Source organism: Natrinema versiforme (genome assembly GCF_005576615.1).
Classification (GTDB): domain Archaea; phylum Halobacteriota; class Halobacteria; order Halobacteriales; family Natrialbaceae; genus Natrinema; species Natrinema versiforme_A.
On sequence record NZ_CP040330.1, the window covers coordinates 1445145 to 1463998 of the forward strand.

Annotated in this window: 18 protein-coding genes; 6 read left to right on the top strand and 12 right to left on the bottom strand. The window is 65.2% G+C overall.

Features of this window, described 5'->3' with window-relative positions; genetic code table 11:
* Positions 1-4: 4 nt before the first annotated feature.
* Positions 5-973: an NAD-dependent epimerase/dehydratase family protein gene (locus FEJ81_RS07015; protein WP_138246730.1), complete on the top strand. Its 969-nt coding sequence runs from the start codon at positions 5-7 to the stop codon at positions 971-973.
* A gap of 95 nt (positions 974-1068) precedes the next feature.
* Here FEJ81_RS07015 and FEJ81_RS07020 read toward each other — a convergent pair whose 3' ends face one another.
* Complete coding sequence (locus FEJ81_RS07020; RefSeq protein WP_138244613.1) at positions 1069-2058, bottom strand: glycosyltransferase; 990 nt, start codon at positions 2056-2058, stop codon at positions 1069-1071.
* A gap of 163 nt (positions 2059-2221) precedes the next feature.
* Here FEJ81_RS07020 and FEJ81_RS07025 point away from each other — a divergent pair, with 163 nt between their 5' ends.
* Both FEJ81_RS07025 and FEJ81_RS07030 read left to right on the top strand, forming a co-directional pair.
* Positions 2222-3322, top strand: a complete 1101-nt coding sequence (locus FEJ81_RS07025; RefSeq protein ID WP_138244614.1) for a DUF354 domain-containing protein — start codon at positions 2222-2224, stop codon at positions 3320-3322.
* Positions 3323-3427: 105 nt separating this feature from the next.
* Complete coding sequence (locus FEJ81_RS07030; protein WP_138244615.1) at positions 3428-3634, top strand: hypothetical protein; 207 nt, start codon at positions 3428-3430, stop codon at positions 3632-3634.
* Positions 3635-3782: 148 nt separating this feature from the next.
* Here the strand turns inward: FEJ81_RS07030 and FEJ81_RS07035 are convergent, their stop codons facing one another.
* The 5 genes from FEJ81_RS07035 to FEJ81_RS07055 are packed head-to-tail and all read right to left on the bottom strand — an operon-like array spanning position 3783 to position 9174.
* A complete protein-coding gene (locus FEJ81_RS07035; protein WP_138244616.1) occupies positions 3783-4877 on the bottom strand; it encodes a glycosyltransferase family 2 protein in 1095 nt (364 codons plus the stop codon).
* The gene (locus tag FEJ81_RS07040; protein ID WP_138244617.1) at positions 4870-6351 is read right to left on the bottom strand and encodes a nucleotide sugar dehydrogenase; all 1482 of its coding nucleotides are present in this window, start codon (positions 6349-6351) and stop codon (positions 4870-4872) included. Before FEJ81_RS07040 ends, FEJ81_RS07035 begins: the two co-directional genes overlap by 8 nt.
* A complete protein-coding gene (locus FEJ81_RS07045; protein ID WP_138244618.1) occupies positions 6351-7376 on the bottom strand; it encodes a Gfo/Idh/MocA family protein in 1026 nt (341 codons plus the stop codon). Before FEJ81_RS07045 ends, FEJ81_RS07040 begins: the two co-directional genes overlap by 1 nt.
* The gene (locus FEJ81_RS07050; protein ID WP_138244619.1) at positions 7373-8590 is read right to left on the bottom strand and encodes a DegT/DnrJ/EryC1/StrS family aminotransferase; all 1218 of its coding nucleotides are present in this window, start codon (positions 8588-8590) and stop codon (positions 7373-7375) included. Before FEJ81_RS07050 ends, FEJ81_RS07045 begins: the two co-directional genes overlap by 4 nt.
* Positions 8587-9174: an acyltransferase gene (locus tag FEJ81_RS07055; protein ID WP_138244620.1), complete on the bottom strand. Its 588-nt coding sequence runs from the start codon at positions 9172-9174 to the stop codon at positions 8587-8589. The genes FEJ81_RS07050 and FEJ81_RS07055 overlap by 4 nt, the downstream gene beginning before the upstream one ends.
* Before the next feature lie 467 nt (positions 9175-9641).
* Here FEJ81_RS07055 and FEJ81_RS07060 point away from each other — a divergent pair, with 467 nt between their 5' ends.
* A complete protein-coding gene (locus tag FEJ81_RS07060; RefSeq protein ID WP_138244621.1) occupies positions 9642-10178 on the top strand; it encodes a DUF7344 domain-containing protein in 537 nt (178 codons plus the stop codon).
* A 313-nt stretch (positions 10179-10491) separates the two neighbouring features.
* Here the strand turns inward: FEJ81_RS07060 and FEJ81_RS07065 are convergent, their stop codons facing one another.
* The 3 genes from FEJ81_RS07065 to FEJ81_RS07075 all read right to left on the bottom strand — a co-directional run bounded on the left by FEJ81_RS07065 (position 10492) and on the right by FEJ81_RS07075 (position 12516).
* Positions 10492-11481: a DUF1616 domain-containing protein gene (locus FEJ81_RS07065; RefSeq protein WP_138244622.1), complete on the bottom strand. Its 990-nt coding sequence runs from the start codon at positions 11479-11481 to the stop codon at positions 10492-10494.
* Positions 11482-11677: 196 nt separating this feature from the next.
* On the bottom strand, positions 11678-11953 hold the full coding sequence (locus FEJ81_RS07070) for a PadR family transcriptional regulator (protein ID WP_006431458.1): 276 nt from the start codon (positions 11951-11953) through the stop codon (positions 11678-11680).
* Positions 11954-12183: 230 nt separating this feature from the next.
* Complete coding sequence (locus FEJ81_RS07075; protein ID WP_138244623.1) at positions 12184-12516, bottom strand: winged helix-turn-helix domain-containing protein; 333 nt, start codon at positions 12514-12516, stop codon at positions 12184-12186.
* Between the two features lie 591 nt (positions 12517-13107).
* On the opposite strand from FEJ81_RS07075, the gene FEJ81_RS23100 reads away from it, so the two are divergent.
* Positions 13108-13269, top strand: a complete 162-nt coding sequence (locus FEJ81_RS23100; protein WP_007109247.1) for a DUF7563 family protein — start codon at positions 13108-13110, stop codon at positions 13267-13269.
* Between the two features lie 359 nt (positions 13270-13628).
* Positions 13629-14132 (top strand): DUF7344 domain-containing protein, encoded by a 504-nt coding sequence (locus FEJ81_RS07080; RefSeq protein WP_138244624.1) that lies wholly within the window; start codon positions 13629-13631, stop codon positions 14130-14132.
* A 187-nt stretch (positions 14133-14319) separates the two neighbouring features.
* Here FEJ81_RS07080 and FEJ81_RS07085 read toward each other — a convergent pair whose 3' ends face one another.
* The 3 genes from FEJ81_RS07085 to FEJ81_RS07095 all read right to left on the bottom strand — a co-directional run bounded on the left by FEJ81_RS07085 (position 14320) and on the right by FEJ81_RS07095 (position 18730).
* Positions 14320-16614: a DUF7282 domain-containing protein gene (locus FEJ81_RS07085; RefSeq protein WP_138244625.1), complete on the bottom strand. Its 2295-nt coding sequence runs from the start codon at positions 16612-16614 to the stop codon at positions 14320-14322.
* A gap of 154 nt (positions 16615-16768) precedes the next feature.
* Entirely contained in the window at positions 16769-17260 is a 492-nt protein-coding gene (locus FEJ81_RS07090) for a helix-turn-helix transcriptional regulator (RefSeq protein WP_138244626.1), read from the bottom strand.
* Positions 17261-17740: 480 nt separating this feature from the next.
* On the bottom strand, positions 17741-18730 hold the full coding sequence (locus FEJ81_RS07095; protein WP_138244627.1) for an NAD-dependent epimerase/dehydratase family protein: 990 nt from the start codon (positions 18728-18730) through the stop codon (positions 17741-17743).
* Positions 18731-18854: the final 124 nt, after the last annotated feature.

The window sequence follows — 18854 nt, forward strand, 5'->3', positions numbered from 1 at the left end:
CGCGATGACCGACTCGCGCACGGCCGCGGTCACCGGTGCCACCGGCTTCCTCGGCTCGCGGCTCTGTGACCGCCTGCTCGCGGAGGGCTGGACCGTCCGCGGGCTCAGCCGCCCGACCTCGGACCGGGGCGACCTCGAGGGCGTCGAGTGGTACGTCGGCGACCTCTCCGACGGCGAGACGCTGCGCGACCTCGTCGACGGAGCCGACGCCGTCTTCCACCTCGCGGGGATCGGCCTCTGGAGCGCCGGCCCCGAGACCGTCTGGGAGGTCAATCGCGACGGGACCGAGCGCGTGCTCGAGGCCTGTCGCGACGGCGACGCGGGCCGCGTCGTCTTCACCAGTACCGCCGGCACGCGCCGTCCGCCGGCGGACGCCGACCTCGCCGACGAGACGGACGTGGCCGAACCGATCGGTGCCTATCAGGCGTCGAAGGCCGAGGCGGAGGACCTCGTCGATCAGTACGCCGAAACGGACGACGCCGTCACGGTCCATCCGACCTCGATCTTCGGCCCCGGCGACGAGGAGTTCACCGCCCAACTGCTCTCGATGGGCGTCGATCGGACGATGCCCGCCCACCTCCCGGGCGGCCTGAGCATCGTCGGCGTCTCGGACGTCATCGACGGCATTCTGGCGGCCTACGAGCACGGCTCCAGCGGGGAACACTACATCCTCGGCGGCGAGAACCTCTCCTACGAGTGCGCCGTCTCCCGGATCGCCAACGCCGCCGGCGGCTCGCCCGCCCGGATCCGCGTCCCGGCGACCGCGATTCAGGCCGCCGGCCCCGTCGCCGAGGTCGTCGACGCCGTCGCCGACCGCCGGATGTTCCCCTTCGACCGGCAGATGGCCAATCTCGCGACCCAACGGCTCTTCTATAGCTCGCGGAAAGCGAGCGAGGAACTGGGTTACGAGTACCGGCCGATCGAGGACCACGTTCCGGAGGCGATGGAGTGGTATCGGACGGAAATGCGGTAGTCGTCGCTCCTTGCTTCGGAAATCGACGCGAGAGAAGCCCTATTTGTCTGGAATCGGTCCTCCGCAGAAGTTGTAACCTGTCGTGACTGCGAGGCTCACTCGAGCCCGGCCGCGCCCTGAACCCGCTTTCGCTCGCTGCTGGCTTCGGTCTCGATCACCGTCCCGGCGACCCGCTCGTAGACCGCGAGCATCCGCTCGGCCGTCCGCTCGATGCTGACCTCGCTGGCGGCCTCGCGGCCGTTCGACCGCTCGTCGCGCTCGAGGACATCGATCAGTCCGCGAACGAGGTCCTCGTCGCTCGTTGCGACGTGGGAGGGGTTGACGCCGGCCAGTCGCTCCCGAACGTCGCCGACATCGGCGGCGACGACGGGGAGGTTGCAAGCAAGCGCCTCCTTGACCGAGTTGGGCGACCCCTCGCTGTCGGAGGTCAGGACGAGCGCGTCGGCCGCGTTCATGTAGTCCGCGACGGCGTCGTGGTCGACGCCGTAGACGGTTCGGAGCCGGACCGGTCGCTCGAGGAGGTTGTCGACGACGCTCACGACGCGTTCGGCCCGCGGATAATTCTTCACCCCGCGTGCGGGCGAGTACGGGAATAACACGTTGTATGCCGATTCGTCGTCGTCCCAGCCCACGGTTGCCTTCGCTTGCTCCTGTGGCTCCGGCCGGAACAGCTCCAGGTCGACTCCGTCGGGGATCACCGTACAGTCGCGGCCGAGCACCTCCCGCATCTCCTCGGACATGACGATGACCTCGTCACAGAACGGCGCGGAGGCCCGGCTGACGGGGGCGATGGGACCGTGGACGTCCGACCCCCACAGCGAGAGGACGACCGGCTTGCGGAGCTGTGCGAGCGCCATCGGTGCCGTCAGCCCGTAGTGGGCGTGGATCAGATCGTAGCCGTTTCCGGCCTCCTTGATGACTTCCGGCACCGTCCGGATGTAATCCGCCGGACTCCGGTCGGTGTCGGCGTCGACCTCGCCGGCCACCGGCACCGTGGTAAAGGAGACGCCTCGATCCTCGAGCGCGGCCATCTGCTGATTCATGAAGGGAGCGTCGGCGTTCGCGGTGAGCGTGAGGACGTGCATCTCGGTGGGGAAAGGGACGGCCTCGCAGCGTTTTGTTATCCGCAGGGCCCGCTCGAGTTTTCTTCACGTACACCTAGACGTGCGGGCCGTATCCGGTGACTTCCGTGCGAGGCCCCCCGTAGCGATGGTATTACAAAGGGTCGACGACGGGTAGCTATCCTCGATGCGGATCCTCGTCTTGGCGAATACGCCAGCACACGTCCACCTGTATCGACACGCCGTCGACCGCCTCGAGCGAGCGGGACACGACGTGCTCGTGCTGACCCGGGAGTACGCCTGTACGACCGACCTACTCGACTATTTCGACATGCCCTACCGAGTGTACGGTGACCACGAAACGGAGGGCTACTCGAGGCTCGGGTTCGCTCGCGAACTCGGCGGCCAGTTCCTCACCATCGGGACCGAAGCGGTCCGGTTCGATCCCGACGTGATCTTCGGTCGGGGCCCCTACGCGGCCTACGCCGGCACGCTCTCGCGGACGCCGGTCGTGCTCGTCCTCGACGACGAGCCGGGCGACTTCAACCACACCGTCTCGCGCCCCTTCGCCGACTGTATCCTCTCCCCGGAAGTCACCCGCCGCGATCTCGGCGACGCCCACTACACCTTCGACGGCTTCAAGGAGTGTGCCTATCTCCACCCCGAGGTCTTCGAGGCCGACAGCGACGTTCGGGAGTACCTCGACGTCGAACCCGACGAGCCGTACGTCCTCGTCCGATTCAACGCCCTCGACGCCCTCCACGACGCGGACCTCGAGGGGTTCCGCCCCGAACAGCGACGGGACCTGATCGAGCGTCTGAGCGAGGACGCGACGGTCTTCGTCTCCGACGAGGGCGGCGAGATGGACCTTCGGGACCTCCCCGCGCGGTCCTACGACCTCCATCCCGCGCTGATCCACGACGCCATGGCCGAGGCCTCGCTGCTGGTCGCCGACACCGGCACGATGGCCACCGAGGCCGCGCTGCTCGGCACGCCCGCCTTCCGCTATCGGGGCACCGACGACCACGAGTACGGCGAGTTCCGGGAACTCGAGCGCGCCGGGCTGGCCGAGCAGTTCGATTCGTACGACGCGGTCTGCGATCGCTCCCTCGAGATCCTCGCCGACGACGAGGCGAACGCTCGGTGGCAAGAACAGCGACGGGAGTACGTCGGCGACCTCGTGAACCTCACCGACCTGCTCGTCGACGTGGCCACGTCCCGCGGCGAACTCGAGCGCCTCGAGCGATCGACGAAGCGAGTGCTGCAACCGCGATCGCGGTCGATGTAGCGGTGCTCGGCGGGCTCTCGCGGCGATATCGCCGATTCCGTCGGTTCGGCGGTCACGAAACACTTTTGGTCATCTCCGGAAAAGAGCCGACTAGTCCCCCGTTCTATGAGTCTCTCTACACTCCTCAGTGAGCTGTTCTCCGGCGGTGAGACAGCCGCTGAATCACCCGACACAGCCCCGGAGGGCGGCGAGAACGTGCCCTCGGTCACGGTCGTCCACGAGTGCCGAAACTGTGGGACGAACGTCTCGGCCGGCACGACTCAGTGTCCCGCCTGTGAGGGAGAGGACATCGTGACGTACTCGATCGAGTGACCGACATCGACGACACGAGATCGGTCCGTCAGTAGAGAGATCGTTCGTCGTTCGACCGATCGGCAGAAATTCTCCTCGTCGCTCGCAACCGTCCGAAACTCGAACGACGCACTCTCGTTCGACTATCGCGCCCGCTCGAGAGAGCCCGTTACCGCGGTTCGCTCCGTGCCGGGGCTCGCTCGTCGCGATCCCCGTCGGCTCCGTCGCGTCGCTCCTGTTCCGTCGCGTCGGCACACGGGACCTCGAGGTCCTCGTTGGCCTCGGCGTCGAGCCTGATCGCGGTGCCGAGCGAGACGAGCCCGAGCAGGCCGGCGACGAACGAGGCGAGGCCGGCCGTGAACCCGTCGTTTCCGTCGATCGCTCGAGCGGCCGAGCCGAGAACGCCCGCCGCGCCGCCGGCCAGCCCCGCGGTCCCGGCAGCGTAGTAGACGACGGCCGGGTTGAACGACCGGACCACGTACCGCGTCTTCAGCCGCCAGCAGAAGCTCCGGAGCAACAGCAGCGAGACGAACCGGACGAACGGCACGTACTTGATGCTGCTCTCTTCGTCGCCGTAGACCGCGGACATGGGCACGTCAGCGACCCGACAGCCCGCTACGTTGAGGTGGGTCAGGAGGTGATTGAGGAAGCCGTACTGGTCGGTGATCGACTCGAGGTCGAGTTCCTCGATCGCCTCCCGCGAGATGGCCGTGTAGCCGTTCTGCGGGTCGCCGATCGACCAGTAGCCCGAGGCGAACTTCGAGAGGCCGGTGAGCATCGCGTTCCCGACGAAGCGGAACGTCGACATCTCCGCGCGGTCCTCGGCGCTGCGCAGCCGGTTGCCCTTGGCGTAGTCGGCCTCGCCGGTGACGACCGGGTCGATGATCCGGTCGAGGATGGCGGGATCCATCTGCCCGTCGCCGTTCATCACCGCGACGATGTCGATCCCGTCCTCGGCGGCGCGCCGGTAGCCGGTCTTGACCGCCGCGCCGTAGCCGTGGTTCTCCTCGTGGCGGATCGGAACGACGCGGCGACCGTCGCCGCCGTCGGCCACCGCGAGCTCCGAGTCGGCGGTCTCGTCGTCCGCCTCCTCGTTGAGTTGGTCGGCGACCCGCTGGATCACGTCCCAGCTCTCGTCCGGCGACCTGTCGTCGATTGCGTAGATTCGGTCGACAAAGTCCGGAACGGTTTCGATGACGCGGCCGACGAAGGCCGCTTCGTCGTAGGCCGTCACGACGACGCCGATCTGTTTGCCCTTATACATCGTTCCCTCCGTCCGTGCGGTGGGCCGCCGGTTCGCCGTCGGCGGCGGCCGCTCGCTCGTTCGTCTCTGTCGACCCGGCGTCGCCCTCGCGAGCGGGCGACCCCCGCGGGGGTCGGCCGTCGCTCGAGCCGCCGAGGTCGTACTCGCGGTGAGCCGTGGCCGAGAGGTCGACTGCGTCCCGGCCGTCGAGGACCACCATCGGCTCGAGGCCGGGCCAGTCGATCCGGTCGAAGTCCGCGTGCGGGGTGACGATCACGGCGGCGTCGAAGGCCTCCTCGGCCAACGCGTCGATTCCCACGGCTCGAGCGCCGTAGTCGGTCGGATCGACGAGCGGGTCGACGCCCGCGACCTCGGCCCCTCGCTCGCGCAGGCCGTCGATGACTCCCAGCGCGGGCGACGCGCGGGTCTCCTCGACGCCCGGCCGATACGTTATTCCGAGGACGACGACCGAGGCGTCCGCGAGGTCGGTGCCGGTCGCCGCGAGTTCCCGCTCGAGGCGGTCGACGACGACCGCGGGCATCTCGTCGTTGACCCGGCGCGCCGTCTCGGTCACGGCCATCGGCTCGTCGGTTCGGCCGAGCAGGAAGTGCGGGTAGTACGGAATGCAGTGGCCGCCGACGCCCGGGCCGGGGTCGTGGAGCTGACACATCGGCAGATCGTTGGCCGTGTCGATCGCCTCGCGAACGGAGACGTCGAGTTCGTCCGCGAGTCGACCCAACTCGTTCGCCAGCCCGATGTTCACGTCGCGGTAGATCCCCTCGAACACCTTGACGGACTCCGCGGTCGTCGCGTCCGTGACCGGGTGGACGTCGTTGTCCGAGAGCTCGTCGTAGACGACCGCCGCCGCGCGCGTGCTCTCGTCGTCGACGCCGCCGACGACCTTGGGATACTGGCCGCGGATATCCCGCAGCGCCGTCCCCGAGGACGTGCGCTCCGGACAGAACGCGAGCCCGAACTCGTCGGGCTCGAGGCCGCTCTCGCTCGCGAGGTGGGGCCGAAGGACGTCTCGACAGGTCCCCGGCGGGAGCGTCGACTCGGCGATCACCAGATCGCCGGGTTCGAGGCCGGCCGCGATGTCGCCGGCGACCGATTCGACCGTCGCGAGGTTCGGCTCGTTCTCGTCGTCCAGCAGCGTCGGGACGATGATGACGTGGATCCGCGCCGCGTCTGCGGCCGCCGACCCGTCGGTCGTCGCCGTAAGGCGACCGGCGTCGACCTGCTCGGCGACCAGGTCGTCGAGGCCGGGTTCGCCGACGACGTGGCTCTCGCCGTCGGTAATCGTCTCGACGACGGTCGGATCGACGTCGACGCCGGTGACGTTCCCCGTCGTCTCGGCGTAGACCGCCGCGAGCGGGAGCCCCATCTTGCCGAGCCCGTAGACGGCGACCGGAACCTCGCCGCTTGTTACCCGGTCGCGCTGTCGGTTCGGCGACTGGCTCGAGCCGTAGAGCCCGTCGGTCGAAGACTCCGCCATCAGGCCTCCACCTCCGGCTCTCGGCGCTTTTCGTCGTCGGTTTCGTCTTCCGGCCCCGTCGCGAGCCGGTCGATCAACTGGACCGTCTCGAGGGCCGCGATGCCGTCCTCGGCGGTGACCGCCGGTTCAGAGCCGTCTCGAGCGGTCGCGACGAACGACTCGAGTTCGTTCCGGAGCGGCTCGCCCGTGTCGACCCGGGGCCGCTCGACGACGCTCTCGTGGCGGTACCGGGACTGCCCGTCGTCCGTGAGGTACTCGGGGTAGGAGTCGCGGTGGATCAACACCGACTGCTCGAGGTAGTCGACCTCGACGAGACACTCGCGGGCGGTGACGGTGAGTTTGCGCACCTTCTTCTGGGTGACGCGGCTCGCCGTTACCGTCGCGACGACGTCGTCGTACTCGATGGTCGCGGTGGCGTACTGGCCGTTTTCGGTCCCCATCGCGGTGACCGAGTGAGGTCGTTCGTCGAGGATCGAACCGACGATGTCGACGTCGTGGACCATCAGGTCGAAGATGACATTGCCCGGCGCGGTCCGATCGATCGGCGGCCCGAGTCGCTCGGCTTCGACGCTGATCACGTCCAGATCGTCGATCAGGTCCGCGACCGTCTGGACCGCCGGATTGAATCGCTCGATGTGGCCGACCTGTAAGACCAGTCCCGCCTCGCGGGCCTGCTCGGCCAGTTGCTGGCCCTGTTCGACGGTCTCCGCGATCGGCTTCTCAACGAGCACGTCGACGCCCGCCTCGAGACAGGTCGAGACCGTCTCGTAGTGGGCGTGCGTCGGGACGGCGACCGTCACGACATCGCAGCGCTCGAGGAGCGTCTCGAGGGCGACCGGTTCGGTTCCGTACTCGGCGGCGACCCGCCGGGCGATCTCCTCGTCGCGGTCGGTGATGCCGACGAGTTCGACCGCCGGCAGTTCGTCGTAGACGCGCGCGTGGTTTTCGCCCATCGAGCCGACGCCGATGACGCCGGCTCGGATCGGTTCGTCGGTCGTCTCGTCCGTCCGTCTGGTGGTGCTCATTGGGTAGTGAAGTGATCGCGAACTGCTTCGACGACGGTCCGTCGGTCGCGCTCCGAGAGGCCGGGATGGACCGGCAGCGAGAGTACCTCGTCGCCCGCCCGTTCGGCCGCCGGGAGCGACGCCGCCGCCGTGCTGACCGTCTCGTAGGCCGGCTGGCGGTGGATCGGCGTCTCGTAGTAGATGCCGGTCCCGACGTCGCGCTCGGAGAGCGTCTCCTTGAGGGCGTCCCGGTCGTCGGTTCGAACGGTGTACTGGTGGTAGACGTGCCGGGAGCCGGTCGGCTCCGTCGGCGTCTCGAGCGGGAGGTCGGCGAGCCGTTCGTCGTAGAAGGCGGCGTTCTCGCGGCGCGCGCGGTTGAATTCGGCGATCCGCTCGAGTTGGACGCGGCCGATCGCCGCCGCAACGCTCGTCATGCGGTAGTTGTGGCCGAGGTCGACGTGGTCGTAACCGCCGGTACCGCTCATATCCCGGCCGTGGTTGACGTAGCTCGCGGCGCGGTCGGCGATGTCGTCGCGGTCGGTGACGATCATCCCGCCCTCGCCGGTGGTCATGTTCTTCGTCGGATAGAACGAGAAGCAGGCGGCGTCGCCGAACTCGCCGACTCGCTGCCCACCGATCTTCGCCCCGTGGGCCTGACAGGCGTCCTCGATGACGAACAGGTCATGTGCTTCGGCGATGTCACACAGCGCCGGCATGTCGGCCGGCAGGCCGTAGAGGTGAACCGGGAGGATGCCGACGATGTCGTCCCGCTCGTCGAGTACCCGTTCGACGTCGGCCGGGTCCAGCGTGTACGTCTCGGGGTCGATATCGGCGAAGACCGGTTTCCCGCCCGCCAGCCGGATCGCGTTCGCGCTCGCGACGAACGAAAACGGCGAGGTGATAACCGCCTCTCCCTCCTCGAGTCCGACGGCCTCGAGCGCGGCGTGGAGCGCGGTCGTCCCGTTGGCCGTCGCGACGCCCGTCTCGGTCCCGCAGTAGGCCGCGAATTCCTCCTCGAACGCCCTGACTTCCGGGCCGTCGGCGAGCCGGCCGTCCTCGAGAATCGATTCGACGCGCTGCACGGCGTCGGTGCTGAGTTCGGGATCGGCGATCGGGACCGGCGTCGCGCCCTGTTCGGGGTCGATCTCGGCCTCGGTCGTGTCCGCTCCCGCGCCGGTACCGGTGCCAGCGTCGATGCTCGTCTCCGTCTCGGGATTCGTCTCGGTGTCGGTCATGCGAGCTGGTTCGCCCCCTCCAGTTGCTCCGGTAAGTCCCGAATAGTCGCCGGCGATCCGACGGCCATGCTGTCGGCCGGCACGTCCTCCGTGACGACGGCCCCGGCCGCGACGAACGCGTTCTCGCCGATCGTGACGCCGGGTAACAGTGTCGCGTTCGCGCCGATCGACGCGCCGTTCTCGATCGTCGGCCCCTCGAGTCCGTCGTCGGTCCGGACGGGGTACTGGTCGTTCGTCAGCACGGCTCCCGGCCCGATGAAGACGTTGTCGCCGATCGTCGTCTGGGTCGGGACGTAGACGTTCGTCTGGAGGCTGACGTGCGAGCCGATCGTCGTCTGCCCGTCGATGACCGTCTTGGTGCCGACGAGCACGTCGTCGCCGATCGTCGTCCCCTCGCGGACGAGAACGTCGTGTCCCGTCGCGAACCCGTCGCCGATCGTCACGTCGCCGTAGACGATCGAACCGGCCCTGATCGTCGCGTCGTCGCCGATCCGCGTCGGCTCGTCGAACTCGCCGTAGCCGACCGTCGCGTCCTCGATCGTACAGTCGTCGCCGCGGACGACGTCGCGAATCGCCTCGCTCATCGCGAATCACCGCCGTCGTCACGGGGGTCGTTCCGGGTCTCGCTCGAGCGAACGCGACACCGCGTCGTCCCGTCCGTTCGGACCGCTAATCGGCATCGTGGTCGGTCGCGTATTCGTTTCATAGTGAATCGATACCCGCGTGGGCAATCGTGCTCAAACAGCCGGTAACGAGGCTTTGTTATCCCCGGCCTGAGCGTCCCGTAGCCGCGAACTACAGCCTCGCCGAGGGGGTGTGACCGCGATCGCCGCGAGCCGCCCGCGCGTGGCCGCGATCGTGCGTTGGCACCCGCCTCGAGCGCTGAAACATCGGCGTAGGAGTCAGTCATCGCCGCTAACTGGTACAATTCCCTTTCGCAGGGGTAGCCGAGTGATAGTAAAGTGTCACAGGCTGGCACCCGGTACTGTGAGGAATCCGACTACACCCGTCAGACGGGAACGGGATCCGATCCGAGACGACGAGGACACACATGTCTGACAGCGAACTCACACAGGCCAAACTGTTCGACGTATTCAGCAACGCGCGCAGGCGGCGCACGGTCCAGTTCCTGAAACGACAGGGCGGTTCCTGCGATCTCGCACCGCTCGTCGAGCAGGTCGCCGCCTGGGAGAACGACACCGCTCCCGACGACGTGACCCGGACCCAGCGCCGGCGGGTCTACATCTCGCTGTACCAGACCCACCTGCCGATGCTCGAGGACCACGGGATCGTCGACTGGGACCCGGACGGACACGAGATCGAGCTCCTGCCGAGCGAGGACCGCTTCGAGCCGTACCTCGATCGTCACCTCGAGGACCGGCGACAGTGGCACCGGCTCTACGCCGCCGTGACCGCGATCGGCGTCGTCGCGTTCGGGCTCTCGGCGCTCGCGATCGGCCCGCTGACGACGGCCGCCGCGCCGGTCGTCGCTCTGGTGCTCTGTCTCGCCGTCCTCGTTCTCTCGGTCGCACAGCACGTCTCGCGTCGTCCGGGACTCGCCCTCCCGTTCGGACGTGCGAGTCGATAATCACCGGTCGTGTTACTGCGGTCCCCGTCGCACTCACACGCAGCTGTTCCTGTCCACCCGTCTTCCGAAACTGCCCAGCGTCGGTGCTCGAGACGGCGACGGCCGTGGCAGCCACGGTGCCCGTGACTGATTGTTCTGTGCCGTTCGCTGACGAGGTCGTCGTCTCGTCCGTACGCCTCTCCGTCGAACGACCGAGAACCATCCAGTCGCCGCTCTCGTCGGAGACCAGTAAAATCGAACTCGAATCCCAACCGTCGCCCGGCGACGGACGACGCTTCGATCGTCGATCGCTTCTCGAGCCGTCGGCAGCGCGTTACTCGCCGGTGACCGTTACCCAGAAGTGGGTCTCCTCGTCCGCGTTCTCGTTCGTCGGCGACGCCGGCGGCTCGCCCTCGTAGAGCAACACGCTGATCCGAACCGTTTCGCCCGACTCCGCCGTCGGCGTCACCGACCGCTCCCCGGTCCCGGTCGCGCCGTCCGAGACGCTCGCCTCGATCCGCCGTAACTCCGCTCTGTCGACGACCTCACCGTCCTCGAGGCGCTGTTCCTGGACGATGGCCGTATACTCCTGATCGCTCCCTTCCTGATTCTCGATCGTGATCGTCAGCGGGATCGATTCGCCCGACTCGACCTCGCTGGGCAGTTCACCGGCGACGATTTCCCCGTCTTCGTCTTCGCTATAGAGGGCGAGTTCGGTGAACCCGCCCGCCGACGCGGGGAGCAGAAACGCCACGAACAGCGCACTGACCGCCGTCCCGACCGCCAATACGAGCAGTATCGACGAGGCCGTCGCGAGCGCCGTATCGCCGCGTCCGAGCGACCCGAGACTCGCGATGGGCGAGACGGAAAACCGCTCACCGGCCGGCGTTCGGAGCCGTCGCAGGACACCGACCTGCGCGGTGACGACCGTAACGACGACGAGAGCGGCGGCGATCGACGTCGCGGTCAACGACAATCCGACGAGCGGCAACAGCAAGACGACGAGCGGGGCGATCGCCAGCGATAGAACGAAGGCGAGTCCCGCGCGTTCGGTGGCGTCGATTCCGCGGGGGCGGCTCTCGGCGGCCGTCGACGCCGTCTCCCGTGCGTCTCGTTCACCGGCCGGGAACAGGATCGAAACGAGCGCGTAGCCCGGGAGAAAGAGGGCGAGCGGAAACGTCACGGCCAACCGCAGGGTGCTCTCGCTCGCGAACGATGTCACGACGAGATATGCGAACACTGCGCCGATCGAGACCGCCGCGAGGTCGAACGGGTAGCGACGAACGAATTCGAACCGCGTCCAGGTACTCGTCCGATGACTCATCGACGATACACCGGCGTTCGCCGTTCGGCGTTCGATCTACGTACTGACCATACGAATGCCATTCTCGTGGCATCGCTCCACGTTTCGGTTCTTTGTTATGGCCGAGTTACCGATACAAACCGGCTGCTGACCGGCTCAGAACGCGATAGAGAACACTCATCGGGAGTCCGGTCTCCGTCCCGATCGGCGCTCGCCCCTAGAAGTCGACGTACTGTGCCTCCCATTCCCGGCGCTCTTCGATCCGCTGTCGACCGGCGTCTGTGATCGCGTAGTAATTCGTTCGCCTGTCGAGTTGCCCCTTCTCGACCAGTTCCTTATTGACGAGGGTGTCCAGGTTCGGATACAGCCGCCCGTGATTGATCTCCGAACTATAGTACTTCTCGACTTCGTCCTTGACGGTCTGCCCCGACGGTCGGTCAGCACCTGCGATCACGTACAACAGATCACGCTGGAAGCCGGTCAGATCGTGCATTGCTCAATCACACTGACCGTTCTACTGAATAGATATTTGTTATCCGTCTCATACAGATCCCGTTTGTCCCATTTAAATGGAATTACTCGATCGAAACTGACTATTCCGCAACCGGTTTCCGGTTTCGGGCGCGAAATCGTCTCCGCGCTCGAGTCGGCCAACACGTGGCAGTGCCGGTAGGATTCGTAGAGAGACGCCGAGTGGTCAGTGCTCGAGACGTTCGAGGGCGATTAGTCCTCGGTATCCGAAACTGCGACATCGATCCCGTCCGCGTCGATCCGAACGCGGAGGACATCGACGGTCGCCTCGTAGGCAGTCGTGTGCGACCCGTCGTCGTCGAACCGCACGCACTCCGCGACGAGATCGCTCTCGAGGAGGTTGTTGATTCGTCGGTAGACGGTCGCCGACGAACTATCCGTCCGTTTGGTCAGTTCCTTTGCCGTCTTCGGGCCGTCGCTCGTCGCCATGAGGATCGTCCGGGCACAGTCGTCCCCGAGGACATCGAGCTGGGCCGATGGATTGGCAGTCGACTCCGATCGCGTGTTACTCGCTTGCGTTGACATAGTCGTGGTCACCCGTTGATGACGGGCAGGATCCGTTCGCTCTCCGTGAGAGGTGACGATTCGAGACAGTCGGCAGTTGGCCCACCACTGTCGGGGGTTCCACCATTACATTCCAGCACAAAAATCGGTAAGCGATAGTGGTATTTTATAACGATGTACCTTATTGTCCGGCGCAATTTCGTTGCGCGACGTAAGATCGTATTTCGATCCGGAAACAACAGCTTTCGGTCCATTTTCGATCCGATCAACTCAGTGTTTGACCGCCCAATACGGCTGAATTCGGATTGAGGTCGATCGAGCGCGTATTCCGTATTCTGCAGTTTTAAAACGTCTCGCGGCGCATATCGGACGGAAAGTAGGTGTTTCCCGGTTCTCACGCCACCGCCTCGAGTGAACGGTCAACGTCCTTTATTCGCGTTTGCTCCCCTCGATACGATGATGCCCGGACGGGTATCGCGGGAGATCGGCGGTACCGCCGCCGAACCGAGTCCGCCACGGTCGGGACGACCGCTTCGGCCGACGGCGAATTCGGGATACGCGTCCGAGTACACCCCCCAAACCATGAACTCCACACAACACGATTGGAAGCCCATGGAATCGTCGACAGCCGGTGCTCGGTGTCGAAACTGCGGGACGCACGTGACACAGCAGTTCGCTCGCGTCTTCGGAGATAACGGCGACATCGTTCACGGCTGTCCGTCCTGTACGACCTATCGGGAGATGCAATCCGGCGGTCATCTCCCCGGAGACTGAGCCCTCCGTTTTCTCATTTCCCACTGTCAGTCACGCTCGATACCCGAGCCGCCGCTGCGCTGAAGCAGACAGAGACCGGCTCGAGACCGCACGCCGGCTCGGTCCGCTCTTCGGACCGGCACCCGTCGTCTTCATCCCGGCACTCACCATCGACTGTCGGAGAGATTCGACCGACTGAACCGACGGCATGGACGCCCGTATTCGCTTCCTACTGTCGTTCGCGAAACACTCGCGTTCGCGGTTGGAATCGAACGATGGCGTAACCTGCAAAAGTTAAAGTTAGTGGTGAGTGAAGTGGGGATACATGGTCACTGGTGGTGGATTGTCCCTCGAGATTCCGTCCCCCTTCTCTCTGATCGATGTCAGTTCAAACGGACAGGACTGAACCGCTCGCGGAGAGTGAGGTGTTTCATATCCTCGGCAACGATAGACGGCGGGCTATCGTTCAGTTGCTCGCGGAGGAGGGCGGACAGATCGATGTCTCCGACGTGGCGACCGAGATCGCCGCGACCGAGTCCGAGACGACGCCCGTCCCGAACAACCTCTACAAGAGCGTCTACGTCTCGCTCCAGCAGACGCATCTCCCCCAACTCGAGGAAGACGCCGTGATCGAGTACGACTCCGACGCGAAGACGATCCAATCCGGCCGTCACTTCGACGAGGTGCTCCAGTACGTCGACGGCCACGCCGACGATCACTCGCAGGTCTTACGGCTCCACCTCGGCCTCTGCATCCTCGGCCTCGCCGTCATCGCGTTGGCCGGACTCGATCTGCCGCTCGCCTCGAGCATCGATCCGGTGCTCTCGAGCGTGCTCGTGTTCCTCGCGGTCGCGGCGAGCAGCCTCTATCGGCTACTCGGGTAGCGACCACAGCAGACCCTCCGTGTTTCTCTCGACGAACCGGTCGGTCGATGTTCCGTGATACCAGTCCGTCGACACCGACCGCCCTCTCGGGGCCAATGGCGGCGGCAGCGTCGTTGAAAAATCGAGTACCGTCGCCGTCGTCACCGCAACGGCGCGAAAAGACGCGCTGTCCGTTGGGTCTCTCCGCTTAGGCTACGACGAATCCGATCGCGGCGGAGTCGTCGGTCGTCACGCCGTCAGTCTCGTTGTCGGCGTCGAGACCGTCGTCGGTCTCGTTCGTTTCGTTCTCATCGTCTCCGAGTTCGGTGTCGTTCGACTCGGTGTCGTCGACGCCGGTCTCGGTCTCCTCGGTCAGCTCGATCATCGCGACTTCGCCGGACTGGTCGGTCAGCACCATGTGGACGTAGCTGCCGGCCTCGATATCGTTCGTTTCGACCTCGAATTCGACGGTATCGTTCTCGCCGCCCTCGAGCGTCACGTTCTGCTCGGCGACGAGGTCACCGTCGAGGCGGAACTGGGTCCGCTCGGTGCGTTCCTCCTCGGTCGGGTTCTCGACCGTCGCCGTCACCGTGAGCGTGTCGCCGACCGCGGCGCTCTCGGGTGCCTCGAGATCAGCGACCTCGAACGAATCGGCCGTCACTTCTTCGTCAATGGGCTCCTCGTCGACTGGGGTTTCGTTGTCGACGGGTTCCTCGTCGGTCTCGTTATCGACGGGCTCTTCGTCGACTGGAGCCTCGTCAGTTTCGTTATCGACGGGTTCCTCATCGACTGGAGCTTCGTCGGTTTCGTTGTCAACGGGCTCCTCGTCGACTGGAGTTTCGTTGTCAACGGGTTCCTCGTCGGTCTCGTTATCGACGGGCTCCTCATCGACTGGAGTTTCGTTGTCGACGGGTTCCTCGTCGGTCTCGTTATCGACGGGCTCCTCATCAACCGGAGCCTCGTCAGTTTCGTTATCGACAGGTTCCTCGTCGGTTTCGTTGTCAACGGGCTCCTCATCGACTGGAGCTTCGTCGGTCTCGTTGTCAACTGGCTCCTCGTCTACCGGCTCTTCGTCGGTTTCGTTGTCAACGGGTTCCTCATCTACCGGCTCTTCGTCGGTTTCGTTGTCAACGGGTTCCTCATCTACCGGCTCTTCGTCGGTTTCGTTGTCAACGGGTTCCTCATCTACCGGCTCTTCGTCGGTTTCGTTGTCGTCAACCGGTTCTTCTTCGACGGGTTCCTCGTCGACAGGTTCCTCATCTACCGGAGCTTCGTCAGTTTCGTTGTCGACGGGTTCCTCATCGACTGGAACTTCGTCGGTTTCGTTGTCAACGGGCTCCTCGTCGGTGATGTTGTCGATGTCGTCCGGGAGTTCGTCAGCGCTGATATCCTCGCCGACGACAAGAACATACACGCTCGCGTTTTCGACGTTCAGGTTTTCGACAGTGAGATCCTCGACCGTGACGAAGATCGGACGGTTGTCAGCGTCGATCGGCATCTCGTCCATCGGTTCTTCGTCAACGGGTGCTTCGTCGGTTTCGTTGTCGTCGATCGGCTCTTCATCGACTGGAGCCTCGTCGGTTTCGTTATCATCAACAGGCTCCTCATCGACCGGTTCGTCATCGATATCGGTCTCGTTGTCATCGACCGGTTCGTCGTCGATGTCTGTCTCGTTATCATCTATCGGCTCGTCACCGACATCGGTTTCGTTGTCGTCAACCGGCTCGTCACCGATGTCGGTCTCGTTATCGTCGACCGGTTCGTCACCGATGTCAGTTTCGTTGTCGTCGATCGGGTCGTCACCGACGTCAGTTTCGTTGTCATCGACAACGGTCTCGTTGTCGTCGACCGGAGCCTCGTCGTCTTCCCCGTCGATGGTGACCGTCGCGTCGTCGGTCACGGGCTCGTCCTCGGGCGTGACGAACGGTCCATCAGCCTGGCCCTCGGTCTCGACGAAATCGTACTGCTGGTTGTCGTTCGTATCGCGGTGCGGCATCGCGATCAGCGTCTCGTCTTCCTCGAGCGACTCGTTGAGCGTGATCTCGACGCTCTCGTGCGTGCCCGCCTCGAGATACGCTGACGTGCCGATGACGCTCTCGAAGACGTTGCCTACGAGGAGGCTGCTGTCGTGGATCGTCACGAAGCCGCCGCTCGCGAGCGAGACGTTCTCGACGACGACCGTGTCGTTCTCGGCCGTCTGTTCGTTAAACGTCACGTACGCGCCTTGTTGACCGTCCGACTCGTTCTCCAGACCGGTATCGGCGTCGTCGGACTCGGTATCGATCGGTGTCGTCTCGCCCTCGTCGAGTCCGGTCGCCGTGTCCGCGCTGTCCTCGTCGGCTACTGATTCGTTCGTCGGTTCAGCGTCTGTGCCGTCGTATTCGTCCTCACTGACATCGCTGCTCTGGGCCCCACCGGTCGCGGCCGCTGCGACCATCGCTCCGCTCGAGCAGATGAGCATCAGTGCGGTAAGTACGACGAGTAACTGATTTCGTGCGTTCATGGTTGCCGTGAAGGCATCCATTTCGTCGTTGGTTTGGCGGATAAACCGGCAGAACCATTACGCTGAGAAATCGGATACTACGGCCAGACAGTGGGGATTCAGTGGCTCGGCCGCCGACGGAAAACAACGATTGCTGATAGGAACGACCGACCGCTTAGTCGTCGTTCGCCTGTTCGGGTGACTTCGACGCCGTCGGCTCGTGTCCCGGCAGGCAGACGAGGTTCTCGCGTCCGAGCCGCAGTTTGGTGATCTGATCGTCGTCCTCGAGGTCGGCGAGCAATCGGCTGACTTTCGCTTTCGACCAGTCGACGGAGTCGACGATGTTCGATTGCTTCATCCGTCCCCCGTTTTCCCTGAGGAGCTGGCGCACTCGTTCCCGATCGGTCACGAACTCCTCGTGGTCCGACTCCGCCTCGTTCGCGAGCGAAGCCGGCTCTTCGTATCGGTTGCGAGCGACGAGTATCCCACCGAGCAGCGCGAGCGCGGCCATTCCGGCGAGGGCCGCGAGATGGGCGCCTCCCTCCAGTTGGAGCGGCCGGGCAAATCCCGGGACGTACTCGGACCACGTGGAACTGACCGACGCGACTGCACCACCGATCGACGACCCGCGCGAGTCGAGGCGAGTGGAAACCCGTCGGATGCTCATGGCTTCGGATGGTCTGTAGTCGCGTGATTCATGTCCTGTACCGTCGTGATCGGTCTACAAATCGGTTTTTATAACTCATATTCTGTTACTACCTCGGAAGTATATCACGACGAATGATGACAACTGTGGCGTCGACGCAGGGAAGCTCTCGGTCGTCGCAGGTGTCGACGGACGGCCGGTGTCTGATGGTGGGGGGATCGGAGCGGCACAATTCGTGAGCGCGCTGCTGGAACACTCGTCAGTCATGGTATAGGCTGGCTTTGCTCGACGGATTGAATAAACTCGACCGGACGTTTGGAACGGCTAGCGCGGATTCACTCCGGATTCAGCCGGTAAGACAATGTTGGCGTGATTCTCCGTCGATCGAACACGAGTGTGTCTCTCCCCCTCGAGGACCGTCTGTGCCGGTTTCGCTCGAGCCCGACGGTTCGACGCGACCGCAGCCGTGGGGTGAGTGTCAGCCGCTCGCTTCGAGCCGAATTAGCTGTACGAACCGCCTTCTCGGTTCGGCTCGAGCGTGGTCCCGGCGTCCATCTCGGCCGCTTCGGACTGCCCGTCGCCGACTAGCGACCGAATACCCGACTTGAGGCCGAGACGCGCCTCGAACCCGAGGTCGTGGGCCGCCTTCGACGTGTCCGCGCCGCTGTGTCTGATATCACCGGAACGGGGGTCGCGGTTGACGATCGTCGATGACGAACCGGTCGCGTCGCGGACCGTTTCGGCGAGTTCCCGAATCGTCGTGCGCTGGCCCGTGCCGATGTTGTACGCCTCGCCGACCGCGTCCGTCGTCGCCGCCCGCAGATTCGCCCGGACGACGTCGCTGACGTGGACGAAATCGCGGCTCTGCTGGCCGTCGCCCTGAATCGTGATCGGCTCGTCCGCCCGCGCCTGCTCGAGGAACGTCGAGATGACGCCGCTGTAGGGCCCCTGCTGGCGTGGACCGTAGACGTTGAAGTACCGCAGGACCACGGTCGGAAGGTCGTACAGCTCCTCGTAGAGCCGAGCGTACTGGTCGAGCGCGAGCTTCTGGACGCCGTAGGGCGAGGTCGGATTCGTCGGCGCCGTCTCCGACACCGGCAGCTCCTCGGGGTGGCCGTAGACGGCCGCGCTCGAGGCGACGACGACCCGGGCGTCCTCCTGACGGGCCTGCTCGAGGACGAGGAGGCTCGCCTCGAGGTTCGTCCGGTTGCTCTGCCGGGGTTCGTCGACGCTCTGGGTGACGCTGACGACGGCGGCGTGGTGGAAGATCACGTCGACGCCGCGGGCCGCCTTCTGGAGCGCGATCGGATCGCGAACGTCGCCCTCGATCACCGTCACCTCGTCGGGGACGTGAGCCCGGTCGCCGGTCGTGAAGTTGTCGAGGATCCTGACCTCGTTGTGCGGCGTCAGCGCGTCGACGAGGTGGCTGCCGATGAAGCCCGCACCGCCGGTCACGAGTATCGTCTTGTCGCGGATCGCTGGCGAGTCCATTTCCTGGGACGACCAGTTCCTCGCTGTTTAGTATCACATTCGTACCCCCGTTGATCTCGCGGTTGTGTACGCGTAGGCCGTGCTTACGGTCTCCCTTATTCGCGGCTCTGTCCCGACTGTCGGG